Genomic DNA, 24,016 nt, shown 5'->3' on the forward strand with positions numbered 1-24,016 from the left:
GGCTCCGAAAGGCAGCATCCGTGTCTGTTGAGATATCGAAGTCGGACGGTCCCTCCGACGCTCCACCATCGGGACCCGCCGGACCGGAGGCCATCAAGGCCATCCCGGTCCGGCATTACGGGCGGTACGTGAGCGCGGTCGTCGCGCTCGCGCTGCTCGCGACGATCATCTACGCGTTCTCCCAGGGAAAGATCAACTGGGGCGCCGTCCCCGACTACTTCTTCGACGACCGCATCCTCAAGGGTGTCGGCCAGACGATGATCCTGACGGTCCTGTCGATGGCCATCGGTGTGGTCGGCGGCATCGTCCTCGCGGTGATGCGGCTGTCGAAGAACCCGGTGATGTCGTCCATCGCCTGGTCGTACATCTGGTTCTTCCGGGGTACGCCGGTCCTCGTCCAGCTGATGGTCTGGTTCAACCTGGGGCTGGTCTTCGAGTACATCAACCTCGGCCCGATCTACAAGGACTACTGGGCCAGCTTCATGACGCCGTTCCTGACGGCGCTGCTCGGCCTCGGCCTCAACGAGGCCGCGTACATGGCGGAGATCTGCCGCGCCGGTCTGCTCTCGGTCGACGAGGGCCAGACGGAGGCGTCGCACGCGCTGGGCATGAGCCACGCCAAGACGCTGCGGCGCATCGTCATCCCGCAGGCGATGCGGGTGATCGTGCCGCCGACCGGCAACGAAGTCATCAACATGCTGAAGACGACGTCGTTGGTGGCGACCGTGCAGTTCTACGAGTTGCTGAGATACGCGCAGGACATCGGACAGACGTCCGGCGCCCCGGTCGAGATGCTGTTCCTCGCCGCCGCCTGGTACCTGCTGATGACCTCGATCCTGAGCATCGGTCAGTACTACCTGGAGCGGCACTACGCGCGTGGCTCGCTACGGAGCCTGCCGCAGACCCCGTTCCAGAAGGTCAAGGCCAATCTGCTGTCCCTGGGCCGCCCGAACGGAGGCACCGCATGACCACCATCGCGAAGACGAGAGACGGGAACACGGCGAACGGCGCGACAGCGATGGTGAAGGCCGAGGGCGTGCACAAGTCCTTCGGCCCGGCGCACGTACTGAAGGGCATCGACCTGGAGGTCGCGCCGCGTGAGGTCTTCTGTCTGATCGGGCCCTCCGGGTCCGGCAAGTCGACCTTCCTGCGCTGCATCAACCATCTGGAGCAGGTCAACGCCGGTCGCCTCTACGTCGACGGCGAGCTGGTCGGCTACCGCCAGAAGGGCGACAAGCTGTACGAGCTGAGGGACGCCGAAGTCGCCCTGAAGCGGCGGGACATCGGCATGGTCTTCCAGCGCTTCAACCTCTTCCCGCACATGACGGCCATCGAGAACATCATGGAGGCACCGATGCAGGTGCGCCGTGAGACGAAGGCGGTCGCGAGGGCGCGGGCCGAGAAGCTCCTGGACCGGGTGGGGCTCGCCGACAAGGCGGGCGGCTATCCGTCCCAGCTCTCCGGCGGCCAGCAGCAGCGCGTGGCCATCGCCCGCGCGCTGGCGATGGAGCCGAAGCTGATGCTCTTCGACGAGCCGACGTCGGCGCTCGACCCGGAGCTGGTGGGCGACGTGCTGGACGTGATGCGCGATCTCGCCGAGGACGGCATGACGATGATCGTGGTGACGCACGAGATGGGCTTCGCCCGCGAGGTCGGCGACGCGCTGGTGTTCATGGACGACGGGGTGGTCGTGGAGTCGGGCCATCCGCGCGAGGTGCTGACGAATCCGCAGCACGATCGGACGAAGTCGTTCCTGTCGAAGGTGCTGTAGTCGCGCGGGCGCGGCCGAGGGGTGTGACGGAGGGGTGTTACCGGCGAAGGTCCGTAACACCCCTCCGCGCTGCCCCGCCCGGCTACTTCAGCGCCAGGACCAGCGAGTCCGACGGCGAGGACCAGACCGCCCGCGCCTCCCCGAAGCCCGCGTCCATCAGCGTCCGCGCGTGCCACTCGGCGGAGGGCGTGTCACCGTCCGCGTGCTCTCCGTAGATCACGAACCGCTCGGCGGTCGGCCCGGCGAGCACGGGGTCCTCGGCTGCGAGATTCCACCATTCGGCCCAGTCCAGGGCGCCCGCTTCCTTGGCGCGGTCCATCTCCCGGTGCCGATGGGCGCGCTCGGCCTCGTTGATACGGGGCGTGCTCGCGTCCTTCATACGGTCGGCGTTCATGAAGACGCCACCGGGCCGGACGAGGCCGGCGATCTGCCCGTACAGCACGGCCAGCGGTTCGCTGTGGAGCCAGTGCAGCGCGGTGGCGGTGAGGACGGCGTCGTACGAGTCGTACGGCAGCTTCGCCGTCCAGTCGGGGTCCTTGAGGTCGGCCCGCACCAGGGTCAGACGGGTGTCGCCGGCGAAGTAGCCGCCGGCGATGGCGAGCAGCGCCGGGTCGAGGTCGACGCCGGTGCTGGTGGCCGCCGGGAACCGCTGGAACAGCCGGTCGCTGATGCTTCCCGTACCGCACGCGAGGTCGAGCACCCTCGGTTCACGCCCCACCAGCGCCTCGACCATGTCGAGCATCACCCGGAAACGCTCCTCGCGGTCGGGCATGTACCACTCCTGCTGGCGGTCCCAGCTGTCCTGCCAGGCGCGCCATCCGGCCCGTCCCACGGCGGGCGCCCCGCCGACGGCGCTGCCCGCGCCCGTCCCCACGCCCGTCCCCGTGTCCACCATCGGAACCCTCCGCTCCGTAATACCCTATGACCAAGACCAGCTATTACGCCGACCCTAGACCGCTGCCGTAAGGACTACAAGTGGAACTGGCCTCTTACTCGGACTACGCCGTACGCCTGGTCAACACCGAGGAGCCGGCCCGGGGTACGGACACGCTGACCTCGGTCGAAGCCGTCCGCGCCCTCTTCGGCGGGTCCACCCAGGCCTCGCGCCGGGCCACGGACGCGGACGTCACCCGCTTCCGTTCCGTACGCGGCCGGCTGCGCGGGGTGTTCGCGGCGGCCGACGCGGGCGAGGCGACTCACGCCGTCGACCTGCTGAACTCGCTGCTGCTGGAGTTCCCCGTCAGCCCGCAGATCTCGGGCCACGACTTCCTCGACGACGAGGGCCGTCCGCGCTGGCACATGCACCTGGCCGAGCACCCGTCGAACGCGACCGCGGGGTTCGCGGCGATCGCCGCGATGGGCCTGGCGTTCCATCTGACGGAGTACGGCGTGGACCGCCTCGGCCTGTGCCAGGCCGCACCGTGCCGTAACGCCTACCTCGACACCTCCACCAACCGCTCACGCCGCTACTGCTCGGACCGCTGCGCGACCCGCGCCAATGTGGCGGCCTACCGGGCCCGTAAACGCCTGGAGACGGAACGGTCCGACAGCACGGGCCGCAGCGCCGAGAAGGCCCACGCGAGCACCCCGGCCAGGGACCGCTGATCCCGGTCGCGCGGCCGGTAACGGGCCCGGACCCGGCCGAGCACCAGCTCGCCGGGCACGGTGCCGAACACCCGGCTGTCCCCCTCGGCCCCGGGATTGTCCCCGAGCACCCACCACCCGTCCTCGCGCCGCTGGACCAGCCGCTTCACGATGAGCAGATCCTGCTGGAGGGGATGTTTCAGCACGGCGATGTCCCCCGCCTTGACCGGCGCCCGGTAGTGCACCAGCAGCTGATCGCCCTGCTTGAGGGTGGGATACATGGACGGTCCCGACACCTCCGCGATCCCCAACAGCGCCCTCGGCTCACGCCCGTGCTCCGTCATCCCGCACCTCCCGGTTCCACGGTACGTTCCGCCGTCCGGTCCCGATCCGACCCCGGACTTTTGTCCTAAGCCCTAGGGGGCACACGCGAAATCCGGCTTCTCACGGAGTAATGTCCCACCTGAGAAGACGATCACGAGGAAGGACAGCTCAATGCTCTCCCGCCTGTTTGCCCCCAAGGTGAAGGTCAGCGCCCACTGCGACCTTCCCTGCGGCGTGTACGACCCCGCCCAGGCCCGCATCGAAGCCGAGTCGGTCAAGGCCGTCCAGGAGAAGATGGCGGGTAACGACGACGCGCACTTCCAGGCCCGCGCCACGGTCATCAAGGAACAGCGCGCCGAGCTCGCGAAGCACCACGTCTCGGTGCTGTGGAGCGACTACTTCAAGCCCCCGCACTTCGAGAAGTACCCGGAGCTGCACCAGCTGATCAACGACACCCTGAAGGCCCTGTCGGCCGCGAAGGCGTCGAAGGACCCGGCGACGGGCCAGAAGGCGCTGGACTACATCGCCCAGGTCGACAAGATCTTCTGGGAGACGAAGAAGGCCTGACCCCAGGTCAGCTCTTTCTCCCACCGGCACGACCGCCCGCACCCGGCCCGCACGACGGACCGGGTGCGGTCGTTTTTTTCACCGAGGGCCGGTTACGAGCGGGACTCGCGTGCGGCCTTCCTCGACCACGCCAAAACCTCAGCCAGGTGCTCGGCCAGCAACCCGACGTGGGGATCGGGCTGAACCAGGAGAGTCGCCCCGCCCCTCGCCGTACGCTCTGCCGCCCATGTGTGGTCGAGGTGCACCAGACAGGGGCAACCAGGCCCGTACGGATCACATCCATGAGCAGGCCGCCGTGGTCGGGGTTGAGCCAGACGGTGATTGGGTTGTCGGCGTTGCCGCCGGCGGGGACGACGTCGTGGCAAGCGTGTGCGGCCGAGGTGACCCCGTTGTCGTCAGGGAAGGGTACGAGGACGCTGTCGACGTCGAGGAGCAGGTAGGGCAGGCGCATCGGTCCTACAGGGTGTGCCGGGAGCGAGGGCGGCTGTCAGAGCTTGCGGGCGCGGATCAGCAGGGTGGTGGGCCAGGGGTCCAAGCGGGAGTTGTGGAGCTCCTGGGCCGAGATGAGCCAGAAGCCCGCGGTCCTGAGGTGTTTCTCCAAGCGATCCGTATCGAACTCGCAGCGGGAAATGGGCAGTCGGGTGCGGTCGGCGAGAGCGACGAAGGCACGGCGCGGCCGGTCGTCAGCGCAGGGGCTTCGGCCGCATCGCCGCGCGTGGGGGACAGAGAACGCAAGCATCCGGCCAGGCCTGAGGTGCGCCGCGATGACCGGCAGCAGAGCCTCGGGAGCGATGAGCCCGACGGCGCCGAAGACGGAGTAGATCGCGTCGAACCGCTCGGCGGAGGCTTGCAGGTAATGCAGGGCGTGGCCGGTGACGAAGGTGAGGTTGTTCAGCCGTCCGTAGTGGGAGCGGGCCCGGCGCACCTGGAGGCCGACGAGGTCGACGCCGGTGACACTGGCGCCGTGGCCGGTGGCGAGGTGGGCGGAGTTGTGGCCGGAGCCGCAGCCGAGTTCCAGGAGTCGCTTGCCGCGCAGGTCGGGGCCGAGGATGTCTGCTCCCGGTCCGAGGCCGGGCCTCGTGGTCCATTGCATGCGCGCAGTTACGGCGAGGGGTCCGGCGAGTTCGGCGGCGGTGCGCTGGAGGGCGAGGGCGTGCCACGGGGAGTCCTGGGTGATCACGTCAGATCTCCAGGAGGTGGAGGACGTCGTTGAGGTGTCGGCGGACCGCCTTGATGTAGGCGGGATCGGTGGACGCGTCGTTGATCCAACGGATGGACTGCTCCATGAACCACTCGACGGCCCACATGCGGTGCCAGCCCAGAGCCCAGTTCTCCGCGGCCAGCCCGCCGCGCGGGACGAGGGCGTCGGGGGTGCCGCCGGCGGTGACGTACTGGTCCAGGAAAACGCGCAGGCGCACGGGGTGCGGGGGTTCGATGGTTCCGTGCCAGCTGGCGAGGTCGAGCAGGCCGGGGCCGGTGAAGGCCCGGGCGAAGTCCAGCAATCGCCACCCGTGCTTGCCGATGTGGAGGCTGGTGGGGTGGAACTCGGAGTGCACCCAACCGAACGGTCCCAGCGTCGCCCCAGCCGAACGGGCGTCGGCGGCCTGGGTGATCCGGTCGAGCGCGTCCTCGACGTCGTCGGTGTCCTGCCATCGGTCGGCCTTGCGCAGCCGTTCGAGATGCTCCAGCGCTCGGGCAGGCAGCGTACTCAGCCGCTCCTGGTCGAGGACCGGCAAGGCGGAAGCCGTACGGGTGCTGTGCAGGACCACAGCCGCGGCGACGCCGTCGAGGTCATCGGCCTCGCGGACGCTGGGGCCGAGGTCGTCCATGAGCATTCCGAGCCAGCCGTCCAGGACGGCGGAGGCGTGGACCTTGGGGACGGGGACGCCGAGGGTGTGGGCCAGGCGGAGGGCCTGGTCCTCGCTGTCGAAGGGCTTCTTGGCGTATTTGAAGATGGCTGTGGTGCGGTCGGGGAAGGTGACGCGCTCGACGCCGGACATGGACCACACGCGTACCTCCTCCCGTACGGCGGTGGTCTGGCCCGTCGCGGTGAGCAGGTTGTCGAGGAGTTCGGCGCTGGGGTTCGTGGTCACGTGGGGCTCCGGGGAGGGGTGGTGGCGTCCGGGGAGGGTGAGGGATGCAGGCCCGCCCCGGAGCCTGATCGGGTGGGGTTACGCGGAGGGGTTCACGCGGTGGGCGTAGACCTGCTCGATCCAACTCGCCTTGAACTCGGCGAGGTCGTCACGGAACTTCGCCATCGAGGCACCGTAGGGGGCGACGACGCCGCCGGTTTGGTCCGGCACGGACTGGCAGCCGTGCACGAGGCGGCCGCCGAGCGCCGTGTGGGCCTTGATGGACTCGATCCGGCGGTGCTCGTTGAACCAGCCGCCGTGGTAGACCTCGTCGAGCATCCCGCCCATCTCACCGTCCAGGTCGAAAACGACGGAAGTGGCGGCGGGGAAGAACCAGCACGGGCCGACATTGGAGATGCGCCCGTCCACCTCGACCTTGTTGAGCGCCATGAGTGTGGCCGCCTCGCGGAGCATCCGCAGGTGGTCGGCGGTGATCTGCGACAGGCCGAGACCGGCCAGGTGTTCATCGCGGAAGAGGTACGCGTACACCTCGTACGCGGTGGTCAGTACCCGGGCCGCGTCGGAGGTGGACTCGCCGTGGTTCTTGATGAAGTCGAGCGCGAGCTGCTCGACCGCGCTCTCATTCGTCTCGTCCACGTCCAGGAGCCGGGTCGTGACCAGCTCCCAGTCGGCGACGAGCCAGGTGTTCGACTCGAAGCGGAAGAAGTACTCGGTCGGGTCGATGGTGATGCGCCGGCCGTCGACCTGGATGCCGGGCAGACGGCTCCAGCGCGGGTCGAACGCCTCGGGCAGTTCGACCGTGATGGCCGTGGTGTCGATGGTGGTCACCGTGTCTCCGTCTCTGATCGGCCGGGTTCGGGCACAGGAATGCCCGAGCCCGGCATGGGCGTACGGAACTTCGAGGTGCCGCCCGGTCCAAGGGGAGCCTGGATCACGGTCGCGCCGTTCCGGGCGGTTGCTGATAAGTGAAACGGTGGTCACGCTCTGTGGGTACGGTGGAAGGCAGTTGAAGCGGTATACGCGGTTTACAGCTCCGGGAGAGGCGATCGTGGCGGCGCAGAGAGAGCCCAACTCCCGTCTACGCGACGTCATCGACGCGGCCAACTGCACCTACGAAGCCCTTGCCCGAGACGTGCGGCGCATCGCCGCTGAGAACGGCGAGATCCTCCAGACCAACAAGTCGGCCATCTCTCATTGGGTAAACGGCGCCCGTGCCCCTTCGGGTCGGGTAGGCCATTACCTCGCCGAAGCACTGTCCCGGCGAGCGGGACGCACGATCACCCGGACCGAGATCGGCCTCTGTGCCGGCGAAGCCGAACAGCAGGCGGAGTCCGACCCTGTCTTCGCCGTCACCGACCTGGGCCGGGCCGACGTCGAGCGCCGTCGCTTCCTCGCCATCGCGACCTTCACCACCGCCGGCGTCGCGATGCCGCTCAGCCACGACCAAGAGTCCACCGCCCGCATGCTCCGTGCGCGTACCGGCACGTCCCTGGTCGGCGGGGAGGACGTGGACGTCGTACGCCAGATCACCGCGGCCTTCAGCGCCGCCGACGAACGCCTCGGCGGCGGCCACGGTCTGACCACCGTCACCGCGTACCTCGCCGACACCGCCGCTCCCATGCTGCGCGGACGCTTCCCCAGCGAAGTGTTACGCCAGGCCGCCTTCGGCGCCGTCGCCGAACTCGCCTATCTCGCCGGGTGGAAACACCACGACCTCGGTCAGGAAGGTGCCGCCCAGCGCTACTACCAGGTCGGCTACCAACTCGCCTGCGAAGCCGACCCCCACGGCCACGCAGCCTGGATGATGCGCGCCCTCGCCCACCAGTCCCTCAGCCTCAAGCAACCCCACCACTGCGTAGACCTCGTCGAAGGTGCCCTCCGCACAGGTCTCGGCCACGTCGACGGCCAGACCGAAGCCCTCCTCCACATCACGCACGCCCGTGCCTACGCGGCCGTCAACGAGCACCCCTTGGCCTCACGTGCCCTACTCGCCGCCGAAGACGCGCTTCTACGGAACGACCGCCCACAGCCCAGCTACTCCCGCGTCAGCGGGCCCGCCGCCGGCACCGTGGCAAGCCACACCGCACGCACCCTGACCGACCTCGCCGACCACAGCGGCACCGAACAACAACACCGCCACGCCCTCACCCGCTGGGACCCTGCGAAGTACAAACGCGTCCACGCCCTCACCCACGCCGACCTCGGTGACAGCCTCGCCGCCCAGACCCGAGCCGACGAAGCCGTCGCCGCTTGGGCCCAGGCCCTGGTCCTCATGGAGGGCATGACCTCCGACCGCACCCGCAAGGCGATCACCTCGATCCGCTCCACCCTCGCGGTCTACCAGCGCCGCGGCGTCCCCGGCGCGGCCGATCTCGCGCGCCGAGCCCGCGAAGCCCTCGCCTAACATGCCCAACAACCCGCCCGACGAAGGGAACCCCGTGGCCCAGCAGACCGACGACCAGCCGAAAGCGCTCAAGCCGGCACTTGAATCCATGACCCTGCTGGTCGCCGCCGTCATCGTCCACGACAAGGCCACGAACCGCGTGGTCCTTCTCCAACGCAGCGAACACGCCAAGTTCGCCCAAGGCATGTGGGATCTCCCCGTCGGCAAGAGCGACCCCGGCGAACCGATCACCGAAACGGCCGTCCGCGAGTTGCACGAAGAGACCGGCCTGACAGTGAAGCCGGAATCCTTGAAGGTCGCCCACATCATCCACGGCGCCTGGGGCGTGGAGGCCCCCAACGGCTTCCTCACCGTCGTCTTCGCCGCCCACGAATGGACCGGTGAACTCGAAAACCGTGAACCCCGCAAGCACGCACAGGTTTGCTGGGTCGATACCGACGCCATCCCCGAGGACTTCGTGGGCACCACCGGAAGCGCCCTGCACCGGTACCTCGCGGGAGGCCCGCAGGTCTCCCTCGACGGTTGGCGGTAGCGATAGCAGCCGTCTTGCGGTCACCACGCCATCGAAGAGAGAGCGGCGCAGGCGCAGTCGACTCAGACGACCGTGCTTAGAGGGCGGCTCTTGACCGCGGCACAGCCGCTCACGCCAGGTGCTCGATTGTGACGTCATCCCACTGCTGTGCGAGATATTCCGCGACAAGCCGGCGGTGGCAATGCCGCGCATTGTCCTCACTGCAGAGCAGGACTGTGTTGTCGAGCGCTTCCCGCCGGAAGATGTCCTCAATCCGACGAGCCTTCATCAATTCGAGGAATTGTTCCTCATAGGGCGCCCAGCCGACATCTCGCTTCTTGTAGGCGTCGAGCATGTCCTTGGTCGGGGCCAGTTCGACACGATGGGCGTACTGCGCACCGCAAATCTCACCCAGGAAGTACCTCAGATCATCTCGCTTAGCGAAACCGGACAGTTGCGACACATTGTTGAGTCGAACATCGACCAGCCCTGAAACTCCAGCTTCACGCAATAGCCCGAAGAACTTTTCGGCGGACTTCTTCGTGAAACCGATGGTGTAAAGTTTCATCTTTCCGGTGTCCCGTCGACGCGAAGCTGCTCATTAACATACGCGATCCGTTGTTCCTGGCGGTCGAGAGCTTCTTGGAGGCGCTCGGCCGAGGTCCGGAAAAGATCTTCCTGATCCAGCCCAAAATTAGTCATCAGACGTCGCATTGCTGAGGAATGGTTCTCGACGTGCCCGTCGCCATGAATGTGCTGGACGGCGATTCCGTCCGCCTCGAGGGCTCGCGCGACAAGCACGCAACGATGGCAGTCGAGTGGTTCCTGCTCAGTGCACATGACAGCGATTCGCTCGCTCTGCGAACCGTTCCGCAGGCGATTGATGCCGCTGACGAAATTCGAGGTCCGGGCAAGAAGCTCGTACCGCACCTGTCCGTCCACATAGCAGGTGAGGTCTTCGGGCCGCGCGCCCAGTTCTTTTCCCAGGAAGACGTACTTGATATCGACGCTGGAAAGGGTTCGCTCCACGGCATATCGGTTGAACTGGGGCGTGAATCGACTGACGGGCATCGACCGCACGTCGGCAATCGCCGTGATCCCATGCTTCTGCAGCAGGCTCAGAAATCCTGAGCTACTGTGCGTGGAGTGACCGACAGTGAATACTGTATGAGGTGTCATCGCCTGCTACCTGCTTGAATCTTCGCTCGTTCGATAATGGCTGCCACTAATTTATAGACATAGCCTTCATACGGTTCGCCGAGACTCACCGTAAAGAATGATTCCCCAAGTTCGTACATCCCTTCCGGCTTAGCCAGATACGCCTGCTCATATACGGGATCGGTCACCCGGAGTATATATTCATGTCCCGCATAAGAGAAGTGGGCACGCAGGACCCGCTTCTGATCTCCGAACGCCGCCCCAGGGAGGTGTACTTGTAACCTAAGGTTGGTGATGCGTATCAGCTTGAGCGAGTCCGACAGGGTGACTGCTTCTTCAATCGGGAGGCGGTCATCATTTCCGTGATAGGTACTGAACCCGTTGACCCACAGTGCACTGGGTTGCTGTTCCAGGCTCAGTAATCCTCTCCACCCTAGCCTGCCGTTCTTCTTCCAATAACAAGCGGGGTCAAGTAGCCAATTCTCACTCTGGAAGTCGTTCGGCTGAGGCCTAATAAGCGGCACCGAGATAATATCGAGAACATTCGGATCCGTTCCATCTTCATACTTCCTTTCGCGATCGGAGACTTCGCCTTTCGGGCGGGAACTAACCGGACGTACCCACTCTCTTGAATCATCGTCTACCATTCCTGCCACACAACGACCCGAAAGCTTGCGGGAATTTGCCAGACACACGAGCGTCTTTATCAGTGCCATGAGTACCTCCCCCAAATCTGATGCGTCGGCTCCCTGCGGACGGAAGCGCAGCGCACCTACACGGAGCAACGCGAGCGCAATCGATTACAAGATCCGCGAGTCATGCAAGAGCCTACGACTGGGGTGCGACACCCGTCCGCCGTTCCAGCAAGGGCAATGTTCAAACCAGGTCGTGGTGCGCTTCACCCCCCAGGCCGACTGGCTGACGCCACAAAGGGCAGTCGGCCGACTGGGGAACCGACCGATACTTCGGCATAGCGACGTGATGCCCGGCTCCTGGCGGCCCGTCAGGTCAGGCCACCCCTGCCCGCCGAGCCAATCGGTCCGCCGGCTAGTGCGCGCACAGACGGCGACCGTGGACGGCAACTGTGTGAGGTCGGCTACCACGGCAGGCCTGCCGACGCGCTGATCAGTTCGGCAGGGGAGCGACGCCGCCGAGGAGCTTCCGTAGAGAGCCCACGCCTCCCACCGGCACGACCGCCCGCACCCGGCCCGCACGACGGACCGGGTGTGGTCGTTTTTCCGGATGGTCACTGGTCGCGGCGGTGCGGTGCGAGCATCGTCGCGGCCGACGCGGCCAGCGCCCAGAGCGCGAACACCGTCCACGCCCCGCCCACCGTCCACGGGAAGGGGATCCCGCTCCCGGGGTCGTAGCGCATGTCGACCAGGCGGAGCCAGGCGCTGCTGGGCAGCGCGTGGTTCACGACGGCGGGCCAGTGGCGGTCCTCGGAGAGGACCAGCGGCGCGACCAGCAGGACCACCACGACCGTGACCACGGTCGCCCCGCCGTGCCGCAGGACCGTCCCGATGGCCATGCCGACGAGCCCGCACACCGGCGCGAGCAGTGTCGAGGCCGCGAACACCCGCAGGGAGCCCGGGTCCGTGATGGACACGCCCGCGTCGTGGCGCGCCAGGATCGCCTGGGACAGCCAGAAGGAGAGGGCTGCGGCCACCGCGCCGAACATCGTCATGACCGCCGTGAGCACACACACCTTGGCCGCCATCAGCGAACGGCGTGCCGGGACGGCGGCGAATGTCGTACGGATCAGCCCGGTGCTGTACTCGCCGGTGATCGCGACGGCCCCGATGGCACCCGCGGCGAGCATCATGATCAGGCCCGCGTTGGTGGTGTACGCGTACATGAGCGCGATCCCGTCGGCGACGAAATCGGTGCGGTCGACGGGGCCGTTCTCGTTCCAGTAGCGGTGACGGTCGTACGTGGCGCCCACGGTGAAGCCGACGACGACCAGCGTGCCGATCGCATACGCCCACAGCGTCGAGCGCAGTGACCAGAGTTTGAGCCACTCGGAGGCCAGGAGATCACGGAAGCGGGCGGCGGGTTCGGTGGCCGCGGCAATGGTCATCGGTTCGCTCCCGGTTCCCGCGCGGTCCGCGCGCCGTACTCGATGCTGTCGGCGGTGAGTTCCATGAACGCCTCCTCCAGGGAGGACCGGCCGGTGGTCAACTCGCCCAGCATGATCCGGTGTCGGAAGGCGAGTTCGGCGACGCGCTCGCTGCTCAGCCCGGTGACGGTGAGCAGTTCACCCTGCCCGTCGCCGCCCACCGGTCGTACGTCCGCGCCCTCGGCCGTCAGCAGGTCCGTCAGCTCGGCGCCCTGCCGGGTGCGTACGCTCACGCTCGACCGCGTACCACGGGCCGCGAAGTCCGCCAGGCTCTCCGCGGCGATCAGCTCGCCCCGGCCGATGACGACCAACTCGTCCGCCGTGCTCTCCATCTCCGTCATCAGATGGCTGGAGACGAAGACGGTGCGGCCCTCGACGGCCAGCCGCCGGAACAGCCCCCGTACCCATTTCACCCCCTCCGGGTCCAGTCCGTTCAGCGGCTCGTCGAACAGCAGCACCGGGGGATCGCCGAGCAGCGTGCCCGCGATGCCGAGCCGCTGCTTCATCCCGAGCGAGAACCCGCCGATCCGGCGCCGGGCCGCCCCGGTGAGCCCGACCTCCGCCAGTACCTCGTCCACCCGGGAGCGCGGGATGCGGTTGCCGCGGGCCAGCGCCGCGAGGTGCGCGGCGGCGGTGCGCCCGCCGTGCACGTCGCCCGCGTCGAGCAGCGCGCCGACATGGCGCAGCCCGCGCGGGCGGTCCCGGAAGGGACGGCCGTCGACGGTGACCGATCCGCCGCTGGGCTCGTTGAGGCCGAGGATCAGGCGCAGAGTGGTGCTCTTGCCCGCGCCGTTGGGTCCGAGGAACCCGGTGACGAGCCCCGGGCGGACGGTGAAGCTGAGGTCCTTCACGGCGGTGGTCCCGCCGTAGCGTTTGGTCAGTTCGTTGACTTCGATCACCCGTCCAACGGTGGCGGCGCGCCTGACGCGTGTCGTCGGACCGGCGCCGACAATGCCGCCGCCGGCTGTCGGCCACGGGTGTACAACCACGGTCCGACGACCGCCCGGCCCCGCGTCGTTACGATCGGCCCATGCACGCCATGCCACCCATGCCCCTGCTGAAGCGGGTACAGCCGAGCGTCTGGGTCGCCCTCGCGTGGGCGGCGGGCGCGGTGTTCACCTTCCTCATCCGGTTCCGGCTGCCCGGCGAGGAGGTTCCGGGCGTGGTGGCGGGCGTCGTCTTCTTCCGGTGGGACGGGTTGATCATGCTCGCCGTCGCCACCTGCATGGCGGTGGCGGGCGCCCGGCGGGTGTCCGGCCGCCCGCTGTGGTCCATGATCCTGCTGCTGGGAGCCTCCGTCCTCGGGACGACGCCGCTGAGTGTGGGCGAGATCCCGCTCGCGCAGTTCCTGGCGGTCGATGTCGCGCTGTTCTTCATCGCGTCGGCGCAGCCACGCCGGACCGGGCTCGTCGCGCTGGCCATGGCGCTCGGCACGCTGGTGGGCTATCTGAGCGTCCGGGTGCTGAGCGGGTGGAACGTGGGCACGTCGGCCGAGATGGCCGTGGCCATGACGGCGGTCATCGCCTGGCTCATCGGCAACTCGACGCACCAGGCCCGGGAGTACGCCGAGAGGTCCCGCGCCCAGGCGGCGGCGCAGGCGGTCACCGCCGAACGGCTGCGGATCGCACGCGAGATGCACGACACGGTCGCGCACAGCATGGGCATCATCGCCCTCCAGGCGGGCGCGGCGGCGCGCGTCATCGAGACCCAGCCCGTCGCGGCACGTGAGGCGCTGAGCAGTATCGAGGCCGCCGGGCGCGAGACGCTGGCGGGGCTGCGCCGGATGCTCGGCGCGCTGCGCCAGGCGGAGCCGGAGGGCGCCGGGGCCGCCGAACACCCGGCGGCAGCCGAACCCCCGCCGGCCGACGGGCTCCCGGCGACCGCCGAACACACGCGTGGGTCCGCGTACGCCGCGCCGCTCGATCCCGCGCTCGGTCTCGCCGACGTCGACCGGCTGGCCGAGACGACGACCGCCGCCGGGGTCCGTGTCGAGGTGCGGTGGCTCGGCGAACCGCGCCCGCTCCCAGCGGAGATCGACATCTCGGCGTACCGCATCGTCCAGGAAGCGGTCACCAACGTCGTACGGCACGCGGGCGCACCCTCCTGCCGCGTCACCGTCGACCGCCGGACCGACGCGTTGTCCATCGAGATCACGGACGACGGGCACGGCTGCCGACGGGGCGGTATGGGCGCCGGTTGGGGCCTGGTCGGGATGCGCGAGCGCGCGACGCTGCTGGACGGTGACTTCTCGGCAGGGCCGCGCCCCGAGGGCGGCTTCCGGGTGACGGCGACGCTGCCGGTACCAGCGTCGCCCCTGCCGAAGTCGCCTCGGCCGGCGGGGGTCCTGTGACCGACGGGATCACGGCGGCGGCTTCGAACAGCCCGCCGCCCGTACGCGTCGTACTCGCCGACGACCAGCCCCTCGTACGCGCCGCGCTGCGCATGGTCATCACCGACGCGCCCGATCTCGAGGTCGTCGGCGAGGCGGGCACCGGCGCCGAGGCCGTACGGCTGGCGGCCGAACTCGCCCCCGATGTCGTGGTGATGGACATCCGGATGCCCGGCACGGACGGCATCCGGGCCACCCGGCAGATCACCGCGGCTCCCGGCACCACGCATGTGATCGTCCTGACGACGTTCGACGAGGACGACTACGTGTACGGGGCGCTGCGCGCCGGGGCCGCCGGTTTCCTCGTCAAGGACATGGCGCTGGACGACATCCTCGCCGCGATCCGGGTGGTCGCGAGCGGCGACGGTCTGATCGCCCCGAGCGTCACCCGCCGCCTGATCAAGGAGTTCGCGGGCCGGCCCCTGTCCGCCCCGGCGGCCCGGCGGACGGTTACCGGCATCACCGACCGCGAGCGTGAGGTCCTGGTACTCGTCGGCAGCGGTCTGTCCAACACCGAGATCGCGGCCGAGCTGTCGATCACCGTCGCCACCGCCAAGACGTATCTGACCCGCCTGCTGGCCAAGCTGGACGCCCGCGACCGGGTCCAACTCGTCATCCTGGCCTACGAGTCGGGGCTGGTCGCCCCGCCCGGCTGACCCGGCCCCGGCACTCCACGCGAGCACCGGCCGCCCGTCCCGTAACCGGTCGGCCGGCGTCGCCGCGGAACTCGGCCTCCGTCACCGCCCCCACGGTCAGGGTCGAGAGCCGGACCATGCCCGTGGCGAGGAGGTTCCCGCTCAATCCCCCAGCACGCGGCGGACGTTGGCCCGTACGACATCCTGGTCGCGGCGTACCGCCTCGTACGCCGCGCGGTGGCTCTGGATGTCGGCCGACTGGCTCCGCGCCGAGCCGGCCCACCACACCCCGACCGTGTTGTGCTCGCGCGCGCACTCGATGTCGGCGACGGCGGTGTCCCGTTCCCGGCGCGTACGACGGGTGTTGCCGTCGTCGCCCCGGTGCCACGCCGTGTCGCGGAAGGCGGCCTCGCGGTCCTCGTACCGCTTGAAGCCCTTGTCCTCGACACATGTCGCCCAGGTGCGCAGCGCCTCGCTCACCGCAGGGTCCTTCAGGGCCGTCTTCGACAGCGCCCGGGCCCGGCCGGACGTGTAGGTCCACATCCGTGTGCGGTCCTCGACACCTGCGGTGAGCCCGTTGGAGGCCTCGCCGTAGCAGCCGGCCTCGGGGACCTCACGGCCCCTGACGGTGAGGCCGGGAGTGCGGTCGGCGTGGTAGAACACCCGGTACTCCGCTTCGGTCATCGCACGGTCCTTCCCGTCCCCGCCCCCGGACGCCTTCGGGTCCCAGCCGTAGCCGAAGCGCCGGGCCTCGTCGAGGTCGAGTTCCCCGAACGGGGTCGACATGGCCACCGCCACCAGCGAGCCGGTGGCCATGTTCATCGAGCCGGGCTGGGCGGGGTCGAGCGGGAAGTCCTCGAAGCCGAAGTCCGCCATGCAGCGCTGTGCCACGCGCGCCTGCGCCCGGGTGAGGCGCTCGGTGTCCTTGTCGCTGAACTCGTATCGCGCGAGAGGCAGTTCGGGGATGCCCCTCTCGTTCTCGACCTTCGGTACACGGCTGCCGTCGGTGTACGCGGAGGTGTCGGGCGGGGGGTCGCCGGCGGAGCCGGACGTGCAGCCGGCCACCGCCGCGACGGCCGCGAACGCGGCGGCCACGGCGACAAGCGAAGTGGCCCTCACTCTCCCGGGTCCGTCGCTCCGTCGATCGCGGCGACCTCGGCGACCGCTGTGATCTCCACCAACTGACCGGTGTAGCCCAGGCACGCGACCCCGAGCAGCGTGGAGGTGTGCGGCGCGGTGGTGAGGCCAGAGGCGTGCACGACGTCCCAGACCCGGCTCAGGTCCGCCGGGTCCGACGCCACCACGTACACGTCGGTGGATATCACCCGGCCCAGATCGCTGCCGACGGCGCGCAGTGCCGTCTCCAGGTTGGCCAGGACCTGCTCGGTCTGCGCGACGAAGTCGCCCGGTCCCACGAGCGTGCCGTCCTTGTCGAGCGGTACGGAACCGGCCATGAACGCCAGGCGGCTGCCGGTCTCGACCACGGCAGCGTGCGCGTAGCCGGGCGGTGGGAAGAGGCTGGGGACGGTCGTACGCCGCACCATGGGGTCGCTCCTTGCTGTCGGTTCTGGTCATCGGGGCTGCCCACGCGGAGCGCGCGGCCTTGCCGGGGTGTCATTGTCGGCGTGACGGCCCGGCACGTCACCGGGGTTTCCGCCGTCCGCGCGGCCGGCGGCACCGCTTCGTACGACCGCCACCGCGAGCAGCGAGACGGCGAGGCCGGCGGCGGTCTGCGGGCCGAAGGGCTCGCCGAACATGACGGCGCCCCACACGGCCGTGACGGGCGCCATCAGGAACATCAGGGTGTTCACCCGCAGCACCCCGGAGCGGCGCAGGACCAGCCAGTACAGGCCGTATCCGCCGAACGTCGCCAGGAGCACCAGCCAGCCGACCGCGAGCCAGAAGGACGTCTCGGCGGGCGGCACCGCCGCGCCCGCGACCGCGGCGAGGACGGTGAAGACGACGGCGCTGGTGCCGCAGTGGATCGTCATCGCCACGGACGGCGCGACCGCCCTTCGGGAGCGGCTTTCCAGGAACGTGGCGGCAACCAGCGACAGCATGCCGAGGAACGGCACGGCGTACGCCCACGGCGCCACGCCCTCCACGGCCGCGGCGTCGGCCGACGTCACGACGAGCACTCCCGTCACGCCGAGGCACAGGCCCAGCCACTGGCCACCGGAGACGTACTGCCGCAGCAGCGGTCCGGCGAGCGCGCCCGCGACGAGCGGCTGTGTCCCGTCGATCAGGGCGGTGGTGCCGCTGGAGACGCCCAGCTGGATCGCGTAGTAGACCGTGAGGAGGTAGCCGCTCTGCGACAGTGCGCCGATCACGCACTGGCGCAGCAGATCGCGGGCCGTCAGCCCGCGCCAGGCCGCGCGGGCGCGAACGACGGCCAAAGCCCCGAGGACCAGGGCCAGGGGCAGGAAGCGCCACATCAGGACGGTGACGGCGTCGGCGCTGCCGGCGCCGAGCTTGGCACCGATGAAACCGGAGCTCCAGCAGACGACGAACGCGACGGAGAGAAGGACATTCACGGCGGGACACCACCCGTGGCCGGGGAGACAGGTAGACCGATCTGTTTACTCCTGTCCACTATACAGAGCGGTATACTTTTGGCCATGAGCGTGAAGAGAAATGAGGGCGCGAGCAGCGGCACCCCGGACCGGCCCGCCGCACCCTCCGGCCGCCAGCCGCACCGCATCGTCATGACTCCCGGCGCGCGACGCGCCCTCGACGCCGCGTCGCGGCTCTTCTACGAGCACGGCATCCATGCCGTCGGTGTCGATCTCATCGCCGCCGAGGCCGCGGTCACCAAAAAGACGCTCTACGACCGGTTCGGCTCGAAGGAGCAGATCGTCGTCGAGTATCTGGCCGGCCGTGACGAGCGCTGGCGCGCCTTCCTGGACGAGCGGCTGGCTACCGCGCCCCCGTCACCCGCCGAGCATGTCCTCGCGGTCTTCGACGCCTCGCGCGACTGGACGCAGGAGAACGGCTCACGGGGGTGCAGCATGGTCAACGCGCACGCCGAGATCGACGACCCGGGGCATCCCGCGTACGCGGTCATCACCGGCCAGAAGGCGTGGATGCTGGAGCTGTTCACCTCCCTCGCACGGGAGATCACGGCGCCGGGCGAGGCGGCCCCGTCGGAGACGGCCGACCGCCTCGCCCGCACGCTCATGCTCCTTCACGAGGGAGCGCTCGTCGCCCACGGCCTGGGCATCTTCCCGGACGCGCTCGGGCTCGCCCGCGATCAGGCGCGGGTCGTGCTCGGGCCGTACCGCTGACGGCCGGTCCCGTCACCGCCGGTCTCAGGGCCGGTCTCACCGCCGGTCTCAGGGCCGGTCTCATGACCCACCGCTGAGCTGCCGCGACCGCCGCCACGCCCACGCCCCGGCAACGTCCACGCCCGGTCCCCCAGCAGCGCGAGCGCCGCCGGCAGCAGTACGCCGCGTACCACCGTCGCGTCGACGAGGATCGCCACCGCCATCCCCGTACCGAGCATCTTGTACTCGATCGCGGACAGCGTCGTGAAGACCGAGAAGACGCCGATCATGATGGCGGCGGCGCTGGTCACGACACCCGCGCTGGCCGCGATGCCGCCGACGATCGCCTCGCGACGGCCTTCGGGGCCGCCCGGCGAACCGGTCCACCGCTCGCGGATCCGGCTGAGGATGAAGATGTGGTAGTCCATGCTCAGCCCGAAGAGAATCACGAACATGAACAGCGGCAGCCAACTCACCACACCGCCATAGGCGTTGAAGTCGAGCACCGACTCCAGCCGGCCTCCCTGGAAGACCGCGACGAGCACCCCGTACGCCGCCCCGATCGACAGCAGGTTGAGCGCGATCGACACGAGCGGCAGGGCAAGCGAGCGGAAGGCGACGGCCAGCAGGACGAAGGCCAGCACGAGGACGAAGGCGAAGACCAGCGGCGTCCGCGCCGTCACCTGCCGGGTGAAGTCGTACGGCATGGCGGTCCGGCCCGCGACGGCGACCTCGGTCCCCCGCACCGCTCCCACCGTCGCGGGCAGCGCCCGCTCCCGCAGGAATTCCAGGGCCCGCCCGGACTCCGCGTCCGTACCGGCCCCGGCCAGCGGCACCCGGACCACCAGCGCGCCACCGACCGGCGCCGTCGTGATCGGCTCGCGCAGCGCGCCGTCGCTCCGCGCGGCCCGCTCGTGCAGCGCGTCGACCGCCGCGCGCACCTCGGGGCTGTCGTCCGACACCACCACGCGCGCGGGCGTGGCCGCGCCGGGGAACACCCGCTGCATCCGGGCGCCCGCGTCGGCCGCCGCCGAGACCCCGCGCGGCAGGCTCTGGATCTGCGTGGCGTCCTGGAGGTGCATCCCGAACGCGGGCAGAGCCATGAGTGCGAGGAGGAGCGCCGCCGTACCTCCGGTGAGCAGCGGACGGCGTACGACCTTCTCCGCCACGGCCGTCCAGACCCGTGAGCGGCCCGCCGCCGTCCGGCGCCGCCCCAGCCACGGGATCCTGCCCATGTCGACGCGGTCGCCCAGAGCGGCCACCAGCGCGGGCAGGACCGTCACCGAGCCGAGCACCGCCAGACCGACCACCAGGACGGTCCCGAGGGTGAGCCCCTTGAACACGTCGACGCCGGTGAACAGCAGGCCCGTCATGCACACCATCACGGTCAGACCGGACACGACGACGGCGTGGCCCGAGGTGCGCGACGCGATCCGAAGCGCCTCCCCGACCGGGCGTCCGGCCGCGCGTTCCTCCCGGACACGGCGCAGATGGAAGAGCGAGTAGTCGATGCCGACCGCCATTCCGATGAGCAGCACGATCGCGGACGCGGCGCTGTTGAACGGCACCCACCGGCCGAGCGTGTCCAGCAGCCCGAACGCGCCCGCGACGGCGGTGGCCGCCAGCAGCAGCGGGATTCCGGCCGCGATCAGCGAGCCGAAGACGACGAGCAGGATGACGACGGTGAGCGGCAGCGAGGTGGTCTCGGCGCGCTTCATGTCGTCCTTGATGCCGTCGTCGACCGCCGAGGAGAGGCTGGAGTCGCCGGCCTGGTCGACGCGCGCGTCGGTGTGCTGCCGCTCCACATCCTTCACGGCGGTGCTCGCGGCCTCGTAGTGGGCCTCGAACTCGGCGTCCGGACCGAGGACTTCGAAGGTCACGAGGTCGGCCGTGCCGTCCTCGGAGACCCAGCGCCCGCCGTGTGCGGCGAGCGGCGAGCCGACGTCCCGTACGGCGTCGGGCATGGCGCGCAGGGCCGCGACCAGGTCCTCCGTGGCGGCGCGTCCGGCCGCGGGGTCCGCGCCCGCCCGGGGGCGGACCATCACGTTCTCGCGTATCGAGTCGCCGGCGTCAAGCTCGGAGACCATCCGCTGGCCCCGGCCGGCCTCTCCGGGGTCGGTGGCGCCGACCTGCTCGCCGGGCAGGAAGGAGGTGGACATGACGGCGACCACGACCAGGAGCAACCAGCCGGCGATGGCCGCCGTACGGTGTCCGGCGGACCAGCCGGCGATGGCCTCGACGAGTCCGGCGCGTGGGGTGTCTTCGCCGGGGCCGGCGCGTCCCGCGCGTCCCGCCCGTTCGGGTTCTGACTTGATTCGGCGCAGCATGAGCTGCTCTCCTTCATCCGGAGGGTCGTGTCCGTGGAGCTCGCCGCAAGGCGAGGTGGAGCGTCCTTCTCTGCCCGGGTCGTCGAGTTGCAGCTCGACGGCCCGGGGTTTCTCTGTCCGCGGTGGGACCGCGGCGACTACTCGACGTCCTTCAGGATCCGTTCGAGCGATCCGGTGCGGCTCTGCAGATCGGTGAGCTGCCGGCCGAGGTCGGCGAGCTGCCTCTCCGTACGCCGCTGGCCCTCCACGGCGTCGGTGGCGAGCCGGCGGTACTCGTTCCTCTCGGCCCTGGCCTCCCTGCCCCGGCGGCCGACGGTGAAGTGCCACAGGGTCAGCGACACCACGATCAACAGGAGCGCGAACAGTCCGACGGCTCCGATGACTTCCTGCCACTCGTGTTCGTTCACCGGGCGGCTCCCTTCTCGTCTCTCTCGTCCTTCTTCTGGTCGGTCAGGGTCTGTACGGCGGTCACGATGTCCTGCGGCGTCAGCAGCACCGCGAACGCGTTCACCTCGTAGAACTTCATGGCTTTCCCGTCCTCCGACAGCTCCAGCCGCGAGGTCACCAGACCGGCCGCTTCGAGCTTCTTGAGATGGACCTGGAGCAGCGCTCTGCTGATGTCCAGCTCCCTGGCCAGCCGGCTGACGTAGTTGCGTCCCCCGGCGAGTGCCGCGACGACACGCAGCCGGTGGGGGTTGGAGAGCGTCGCCAGCACGCGCACCAGTTCGTCGCCCGTGGGCACGGGTGGGCTCATAGCCGCCTCCTGCACATGCAAAGAAAAGTTAGCAGGTGCCCACGCGGATTACTAACCCCATTCCCGACGGGCGCGGAACGCCCAACAAGTGGGAGGAGCAAGGGAGAAGAGCGGTCGGGCGGGGGAGCGCCCAGCTCAGGCCGCGGGCGCGTGCAGCAAGGGGCTCTTGTTGCGCATCAGCCACTGGCGGTACACGACGGCCTGCAACGCCGCCTCGCGGTAGGCCGCTTCCAGGTCCGCGTACACCTCGGCGCCGCCCGGACCGTCGCCGGGACCGTCACCGGGAGCGCCACCGCCGATGTCGCCCTCGGGGCCGTCGCCCTCGCCGTCCACAGCCGGGCCGGCGCCCGCGATACCCGCGCCCTCGTACGCCCCCGGCCGCGAGAACAGCAGCAGCCGTACCCCCAACGGGTCGTCGCGCAGCGGCCGTACGACCATGTCCTCGCGCGGGACCGATGTCGGCTGGCAGGGCGCTATCGCCTCGCCGACCGCGATCAGCGACGCCGCTGTGAGGTAATCCCCGTGCAGGACGGGCGGGTTGAGCCCGGCCTCCCCCAGGACCCGCCGCAGACCGTCCCACTCGCCGTCCACCGTCGGGTCGATCATCCACCGGTCGCCGGCGAGGTCGGCCAGCTCGACGATCTGCCGTCCGGCCGCCGGATGGTCCCGGGCCAGCGAGATGAACTGCGGCTCCCGCTCGACCAGTACACGCCGGTCCAGCCCCGGCGGCACCCGCAGCGGACAGCCCTCCACCTCGTGCACGAAGGCCACATCGAGCCCGCCCGCGGCGACCTGGCGCAGCAGCGCGTTCGCCGAGACGTCCATCTGGAGCGAGATGTCCGTGCCAGGCAGCCGCTCGCGCAGTCGGCGCAGCCAGCCCGCCAGGGCGCGGCTGGCCGTGGAGCCGATACGCAGCCGGGGACCGGCGGACCGGTCGGCGGCGGCTCTCGCCTCGCTGACGAGCGCGGCCATTCCGGCGACCAGGGGACGCGCGCGGCTGAGCACGGAGTGGCCGAGCAACGTCGGGCGGCAGCCGGTGCGTTCACGGGAGAACAGCTCGGCGCCGAGCGAGTTCTCGATCCGCCGCAGCTGCGTCGTCAGGGACGGCTGGCTCATGCCGAGCTGCCGGGCCGCTTTGTGCAGACTTCCCGCGTCGGCTATGGCGCACAGCGCGCGTAGATGCCTGACCTCCAGCTCCATGTACCGAAGAGTAGGCGCGCCTTTTGCGTCACGCCAGGGACCCAAATGGCGGCAATTGGCCGTCATTCGAAGAAAATTGGGCGAGCGGACGCGGGGGTGATGCTCTGGTGTTATCGCCCTTCGGCATCATCCACAGCGGCGCTGTGAGGCACGACACTCTCCCTACCGAATCCGTTCTCGGACGAGTAGTAGGAGCCCCCCACATGAGATACCCCAAGACGGCGCTTTCCGCGATGGCCGGACTGTCCCTCGCCTTCGCGACCGCCCTCACCGCCACCCCGGCCGCCGCCGCTGACCCCACCAGCGCCGCGCCCGCCACCACCTCGTACGCCGCGTACGAGGGCTCGTCGGAAGACACCGCCGCGACCAGGGCCTTCTACGAGGCCGTCATGAAGTCGGTCGCCGAGAAGCGCGCCGCCAACCCCGGCGCCCGTGCCGTGACCGTCGTCTACGACGCCTCCGGCGCCCCGTCGTTCGCCGGCCAGATAGCCAGCAGCACCCAGATCTGGAACAGCGCCGTCGCCAACGTACAGCTCCAGCAGGGCGGCAACGCCGACTTCACCTACGAAGAGGGCAACGACCCGCGCGGCTCGTACGCCAGCACCGACGGGCACGGCCGGGGCTACATCTTCCTGGACTACGCGCAGAACCAGCAGTACGACTCCCTGCGCGTGACCGCCCACGAGACCGGACACGTGCTCGGCCTCCCGGACAACTACACGGCCCCCTGCAGCAAGCTGATGTCGGGCGGCGGCCCCGGCCCGTCCTGCACCAACTCGCAGCCGGACCAGGCCGAGCGCAACCAGGTCAACAGCCTCTGGGCGAACGGCTTCGCGGCCGCGCTGGCCAAGGCCTCCTGATCCGTCGCTGATCCGCCGCTGATCGGCAGATCGCGAACCCCCCACCGGATCGGGCAC

General features: G+C 69.5%; 27 protein-coding genes and 1 pseudogene. 10 read left to right on the plus strand and 18 right to left on the minus strand.

Annotation, left to right across the window (positions count from 1 at the left end; translation table 11 throughout):
- Positions 1–20 precede the first annotated feature (20 nt).
- Together IEY79_RS02230 and IEY79_RS02235 are read left to right on the plus strand one after the other, a co-directional pair.
- Positions 21–968, plus strand: coding sequence for an amino acid ABC transporter permease (locus IEY79_RS02230; protein ID WP_189105506.1), 948 nt, complete (start codon positions 21–23; stop codon positions 966–968).
- A 50-nt stretch (positions 969–1,018) separates the two neighbouring features.
- Positions 1,019–1,771, plus strand: coding sequence for an amino acid ABC transporter ATP-binding protein (locus tag IEY79_RS02235; protein WP_189105632.1), 753 nt, complete (start codon positions 1,019–1,021; stop codon positions 1,769–1,771).
- An 82-nt stretch (positions 1,772–1,853) separates the two neighbouring features.
- Here the strand turns inward: IEY79_RS02235 and IEY79_RS02240 are convergent, their stop codons facing one another.
- Entirely contained in the window at positions 1,854–2,666 is an 813-nt protein-coding gene (locus tag IEY79_RS02240; RefSeq protein WP_189105507.1) for a class I SAM-dependent methyltransferase, read from the minus strand.
- 80 nt (positions 2,667–2,746) lie between these two features.
- Between IEY79_RS02240 and IEY79_RS02245 the strand changes: the two genes are divergently transcribed.
- Positions 2,747–3,376, plus strand: coding sequence for a CGNR zinc finger domain-containing protein (locus IEY79_RS02245; RefSeq protein WP_189105508.1), 630 nt, complete (start codon positions 2,747–2,749; stop codon positions 3,374–3,376).
- On the opposite strand, the gene sodX is transcribed toward IEY79_RS02245, so the two are convergent.
- Positions 3,280–3,699 carry a nickel-type superoxide dismutase maturation protease gene (gene sodX / locus IEY79_RS02250; protein WP_189105509.1) on the minus strand — a complete coding sequence of 140 codons (420 nt, stop codon included), beginning with the start codon at positions 3,697–3,699 and terminating at the stop codon, positions 3,280–3,282. The genes IEY79_RS02245 and sodX overlap by 97 nt on opposite strands.
- 151 nt (positions 3,700–3,850) lie before the next feature.
- On the opposite strand from sodX, the gene sodN reads away from it, so the two are divergent.
- On the plus strand, positions 3,851–4,246 hold the full coding sequence (gene sodN / locus IEY79_RS02255) for a superoxide dismutase, Ni (protein ID WP_189105510.1): 396 nt from the start codon (positions 3,851–3,853) through the stop codon (positions 4,244–4,246).
- 92 nt (positions 4,247–4,338) lie between these two features.
- Here sodN and IEY79_RS37180 read toward each other — a convergent pair.
- The 4 genes and pseudogenes from IEY79_RS37180 to IEY79_RS02270 form a co-directional block, all read right to left on the minus strand.
- A pseudogene (locus IEY79_RS37180) lies at positions 4,339–4,697 on the minus strand (hypothetical protein).
- 36 nt (positions 4,698–4,733) lie between these two features.
- Complete coding sequence (locus IEY79_RS02260; RefSeq protein ID WP_189105511.1) at positions 4,734–5,426, minus strand: class I SAM-dependent methyltransferase; 693 nt, start codon at positions 5,424–5,426, stop codon at positions 4,734–4,736.
- A 1-nt stretch (position 5,427) separates the two neighbouring features.
- Entirely contained in the window at positions 5,428–6,339 is a 912-nt protein-coding gene (locus IEY79_RS02265) for a phosphotransferase family protein (protein ID WP_189105512.1), read from the minus strand.
- A gap of 78 nt (positions 6,340–6,417) precedes the next feature.
- A complete protein-coding gene (locus tag IEY79_RS02270) occupies positions 6,418–7,167 on the minus strand; it encodes a hypothetical protein (RefSeq protein WP_189105513.1) in 750 nt (249 codons plus the stop codon).
- 220 nt (positions 7,168–7,387) lie between these two features.
- Between IEY79_RS02270 and IEY79_RS02275 the strand changes: the two genes are divergently transcribed.
- Positions 7,388–8,743 carry an NsdA family TPR-like regulatory protein gene (locus tag IEY79_RS02275; protein ID WP_189105514.1) on the plus strand — a complete coding sequence of 452 codons (1,356 nt, stop codon included), beginning with the start codon at positions 7,388–7,390 and terminating at the stop codon, positions 8,741–8,743.
- A 1-nt stretch (position 8,744) separates the two neighbouring features.
- Entirely contained in the window at positions 8,745–9,275 is a 531-nt protein-coding gene (locus IEY79_RS02280; protein WP_189105515.1) for an NUDIX domain-containing protein, read from the plus strand.
- A gap of 109 nt (positions 9,276–9,384) precedes the next feature.
- On the opposite strand, the gene IEY79_RS02285 is transcribed toward IEY79_RS02280, so the two are convergent.
- From IEY79_RS02285 to IEY79_RS02305, 5 genes are all read right to left on the minus strand, one after another.
- Positions 9,385–9,822, minus strand: a complete 438-nt coding sequence (locus tag IEY79_RS02285) for a DUF488 domain-containing protein (protein ID WP_189105516.1) — start codon at positions 9,820–9,822, stop codon at positions 9,385–9,387.
- Positions 9,819–10,433, minus strand: coding sequence for a DUF488 domain-containing protein (locus tag IEY79_RS02290; protein WP_189105517.1), 615 nt, complete (start codon positions 10,431–10,433; stop codon positions 9,819–9,821). Before IEY79_RS02290 ends, IEY79_RS02285 begins: the two co-directional genes overlap by 4 nt.
- The gene (locus IEY79_RS02295) at positions 10,430–11,128 is read right to left on the minus strand and encodes a dual OB domain-containing protein (RefSeq protein ID WP_189105518.1); all 699 of its coding nucleotides are present in this window, start codon (positions 11,126–11,128) and stop codon (positions 10,430–10,432) included. Before IEY79_RS02295 ends, IEY79_RS02290 begins: the two co-directional genes overlap by 4 nt.
- A 530-nt stretch (positions 11,129–11,658) precedes the next feature.
- On the minus strand, positions 11,659–12,492 hold the full coding sequence (locus IEY79_RS02300; protein ID WP_189105519.1) for an ABC transporter permease: 834 nt from the start codon (positions 12,490–12,492) through the stop codon (positions 11,659–11,661).
- Positions 12,489–13,430 (minus strand): ATP-binding cassette domain-containing protein, encoded by a 942-nt coding sequence (locus IEY79_RS02305; protein WP_189105520.1) that lies wholly within the window; start codon positions 13,428–13,430, stop codon positions 12,489–12,491. The genes IEY79_RS02300 and IEY79_RS02305 overlap by 4 nt, the downstream gene beginning before the upstream one ends.
- Positions 13,431–13,561: 131 nt before the next feature.
- Between IEY79_RS02305 and IEY79_RS02310 the strand changes: the two genes are divergently transcribed.
- Together IEY79_RS02310 and IEY79_RS02315 are read left to right on the plus strand one after the other, a co-directional pair.
- Positions 13,562–14,881 (plus strand): sensor histidine kinase, encoded by a 1,320-nt coding sequence (locus IEY79_RS02310; protein ID WP_189105521.1) that lies wholly within the window; start codon positions 13,562–13,564, stop codon positions 14,879–14,881.
- Positions 14,878–15,576 (plus strand): response regulator, encoded by a 699-nt coding sequence (locus tag IEY79_RS02315; protein ID WP_268240572.1) that lies wholly within the window; start codon positions 14,878–14,880, stop codon positions 15,574–15,576. Before IEY79_RS02310 ends, IEY79_RS02315 begins: the two co-directional genes overlap by 4 nt.
- A gap of 141 nt (positions 15,577–15,717) precedes the next feature.
- On the opposite strand, the gene IEY79_RS02320 is transcribed toward IEY79_RS02315, so the two are convergent.
- Genes IEY79_RS02320 through IEY79_RS02330 form a run of 3 tightly spaced genes read right to left on the minus strand, consistent with a single transcriptional unit; the run spans position 15,718 to position 18,089 of the window.
- Positions 15,718–16,650 (minus strand): hypothetical protein, encoded by a 933-nt coding sequence (locus tag IEY79_RS02320; RefSeq protein ID WP_229700562.1) that lies wholly within the window; start codon positions 16,648–16,650, stop codon positions 15,718–15,720.
- 20 nt (positions 16,651–16,670) lie between these two features.
- Entirely contained in the window at positions 16,671–17,099 is a 429-nt protein-coding gene (locus tag IEY79_RS02325; RefSeq protein ID WP_189105523.1) for a RidA family protein, read from the minus strand.
- Between the two features lie 27 nt (positions 17,100–17,126).
- Positions 17,127–18,089: a DMT family transporter gene (locus tag IEY79_RS02330; RefSeq protein WP_189105524.1), complete on the minus strand. Its 963-nt coding sequence runs from the start codon at positions 18,087–18,089 to the stop codon at positions 17,127–17,129.
- Positions 18,090–18,260: 171 nt separating this feature from the next.
- On the opposite strand from IEY79_RS02330, the gene IEY79_RS02335 reads away from it, so the two are divergent.
- Positions 18,261–18,839, plus strand: coding sequence for a TetR/AcrR family transcriptional regulator (locus tag IEY79_RS02335; RefSeq protein WP_189105634.1), 579 nt, complete (start codon positions 18,261–18,263; stop codon positions 18,837–18,839).
- Here the strand turns inward: IEY79_RS02335 and IEY79_RS02340 are convergent.
- The 4 genes from IEY79_RS02340 to IEY79_RS02360 form a co-directional block, all read right to left on the minus strand.
- On the minus strand, positions 18,806–21,145 hold the full coding sequence (locus IEY79_RS02340; protein WP_189105525.1) for an MMPL family transporter: 2,340 nt from the start codon (positions 21,143–21,145) through the stop codon (positions 18,806–18,808). The genes IEY79_RS02335 and IEY79_RS02340 overlap by 34 nt on opposite strands.
- Before the next feature lie 137 nt (positions 21,146–21,282).
- On the minus strand, positions 21,283–21,552 hold the full coding sequence (locus IEY79_RS02345; protein ID WP_189105526.1) for a hypothetical protein: 270 nt from the start codon (positions 21,550–21,552) through the stop codon (positions 21,283–21,285).
- Positions 21,549–21,899, minus strand: a complete 351-nt coding sequence (locus IEY79_RS02350; protein ID WP_189105527.1) for an ArsR/SmtB family transcription factor — start codon at positions 21,897–21,899, stop codon at positions 21,549–21,551. Before IEY79_RS02350 ends, IEY79_RS02345 begins: the two co-directional genes overlap by 4 nt.
- Before the next feature lie 135 nt (positions 21,900–22,034).
- Entirely contained in the window at positions 22,035–23,099 is a 1,065-nt protein-coding gene (locus IEY79_RS02360) for a LysR family transcriptional regulator (protein WP_229700563.1), read from the minus strand.
- Between the two features lie 203 nt (positions 23,100–23,302).
- On the opposite strand from IEY79_RS02360, the gene snpA reads away from it, so the two are divergent.
- Complete coding sequence (gene snpA, locus IEY79_RS02365; protein ID WP_189105529.1) at positions 23,303–23,959, plus strand: snapalysin; 657 nt, start codon at positions 23,303–23,305, stop codon at positions 23,957–23,959.
- The last annotated feature ends 57 nt before the right edge of the window (positions 23,960–24,016 follow it).

Origin of the sequence: Streptomyces camponoticapitis (assembly GCF_014646115.1) — a bacterium.
In the GTDB taxonomy this organism is placed as follows: Bacteria; Actinomycetota; Actinomycetes; order Streptomycetales; family Streptomycetaceae; genus Streptomyces; species Streptomyces camponoticapitis.

Bases quoted from the DNA above. Each gene is read 5' to 3' on its own strand.
- IEY79_RS02235 (WP_189105632.1), top strand. From the start codon at position 1,019: ATGGTGAAGGCCGAGGGCGTGCACAAGTCCTTCGGCCCGGCGCACGTA.
- IEY79_RS02240 (WP_189105507.1), bottom strand. From the start codon at position 2,666: ATGGTGGACACGGGGACGGGCGTGGGGACGGGCGCGGGCAGCGCCGTC.
- sodX (WP_189105509.1), bottom strand. From the start codon at position 3,699: ATGACGGAGCACGGGCGTGAGCCGAGGGCGCTGTTGGGGATCGCGGAG.
- sodN (WP_189105510.1), top strand. From the start codon at position 3,851: ATGCTCTCCCGCCTGTTTGCCCCCAAGGTGAAGGTCAGCGCCCACTGC.
- IEY79_RS02280 (WP_189105515.1), top strand. From the start codon at position 8,745: ATGCCCAACAACCCGCCCGACGAAGGGAACCCCGTGGCCCAGCAGACC.
- IEY79_RS02285 (WP_189105516.1), bottom strand. From the start codon at position 9,822: ATGAAACTTTACACCATCGGTTTCACGAAGAAGTCCGCCGAAAAGTTC.
- IEY79_RS02290 (WP_189105517.1), bottom strand. From the start codon at position 10,433: ATGACACCTCATACAGTATTCACTGTCGGTCACTCCACGCACAGTAGC.
- IEY79_RS02295 (WP_189105518.1), bottom strand. From the start codon at position 11,128: ATGGCACTGATAAAGACGCTCGTGTGTCTGGCAAATTCCCGCAAGCTT.
- IEY79_RS02300 (WP_189105519.1), bottom strand. From the start codon at position 12,492: ATGACCATTGCCGCGGCCACCGAACCCGCCGCCCGCTTCCGTGATCTC.
- IEY79_RS02310 (WP_189105521.1), top strand. From the start codon at position 13,562: ATGCACGCCATGCCACCCATGCCCCTGCTGAAGCGGGTACAGCCGAGC.
- IEY79_RS02325 (WP_189105523.1), bottom strand. From the start codon at position 17,099: ATGGTGCGGCGTACGACCGTCCCCAGCCTCTTCCCACCGCCCGGCTAC.
- IEY79_RS02335 (WP_189105634.1), top strand. From the start codon at position 18,261: ATGACTCCCGGCGCGCGACGCGCCCTCGACGCCGCGTCGCGGCTCTTC.
- IEY79_RS02340 (WP_189105525.1), bottom strand. From the start codon at position 21,145: ATGCTGCGCCGAATCAAGTCAGAACCCGAACGGGCGGGACGCGCGGGA.
- IEY79_RS02350 (WP_189105527.1), bottom strand. From the start codon at position 21,899: ATGAGCCCACCCGTGCCCACGGGCGACGAACTGGTGCGCGTGCTGGCG.
- IEY79_RS02360 (WP_229700563.1), bottom strand. From the start codon at position 23,099: ATGGAGCTGGAGGTCAGGCATCTACGCGCGCTGTGCGCCATAGCCGAC.
- snpA (WP_189105529.1), top strand. From the start codon at position 23,303: ATGAGATACCCCAAGACGGCGCTTTCCGCGATGGCCGGACTGTCCCTC.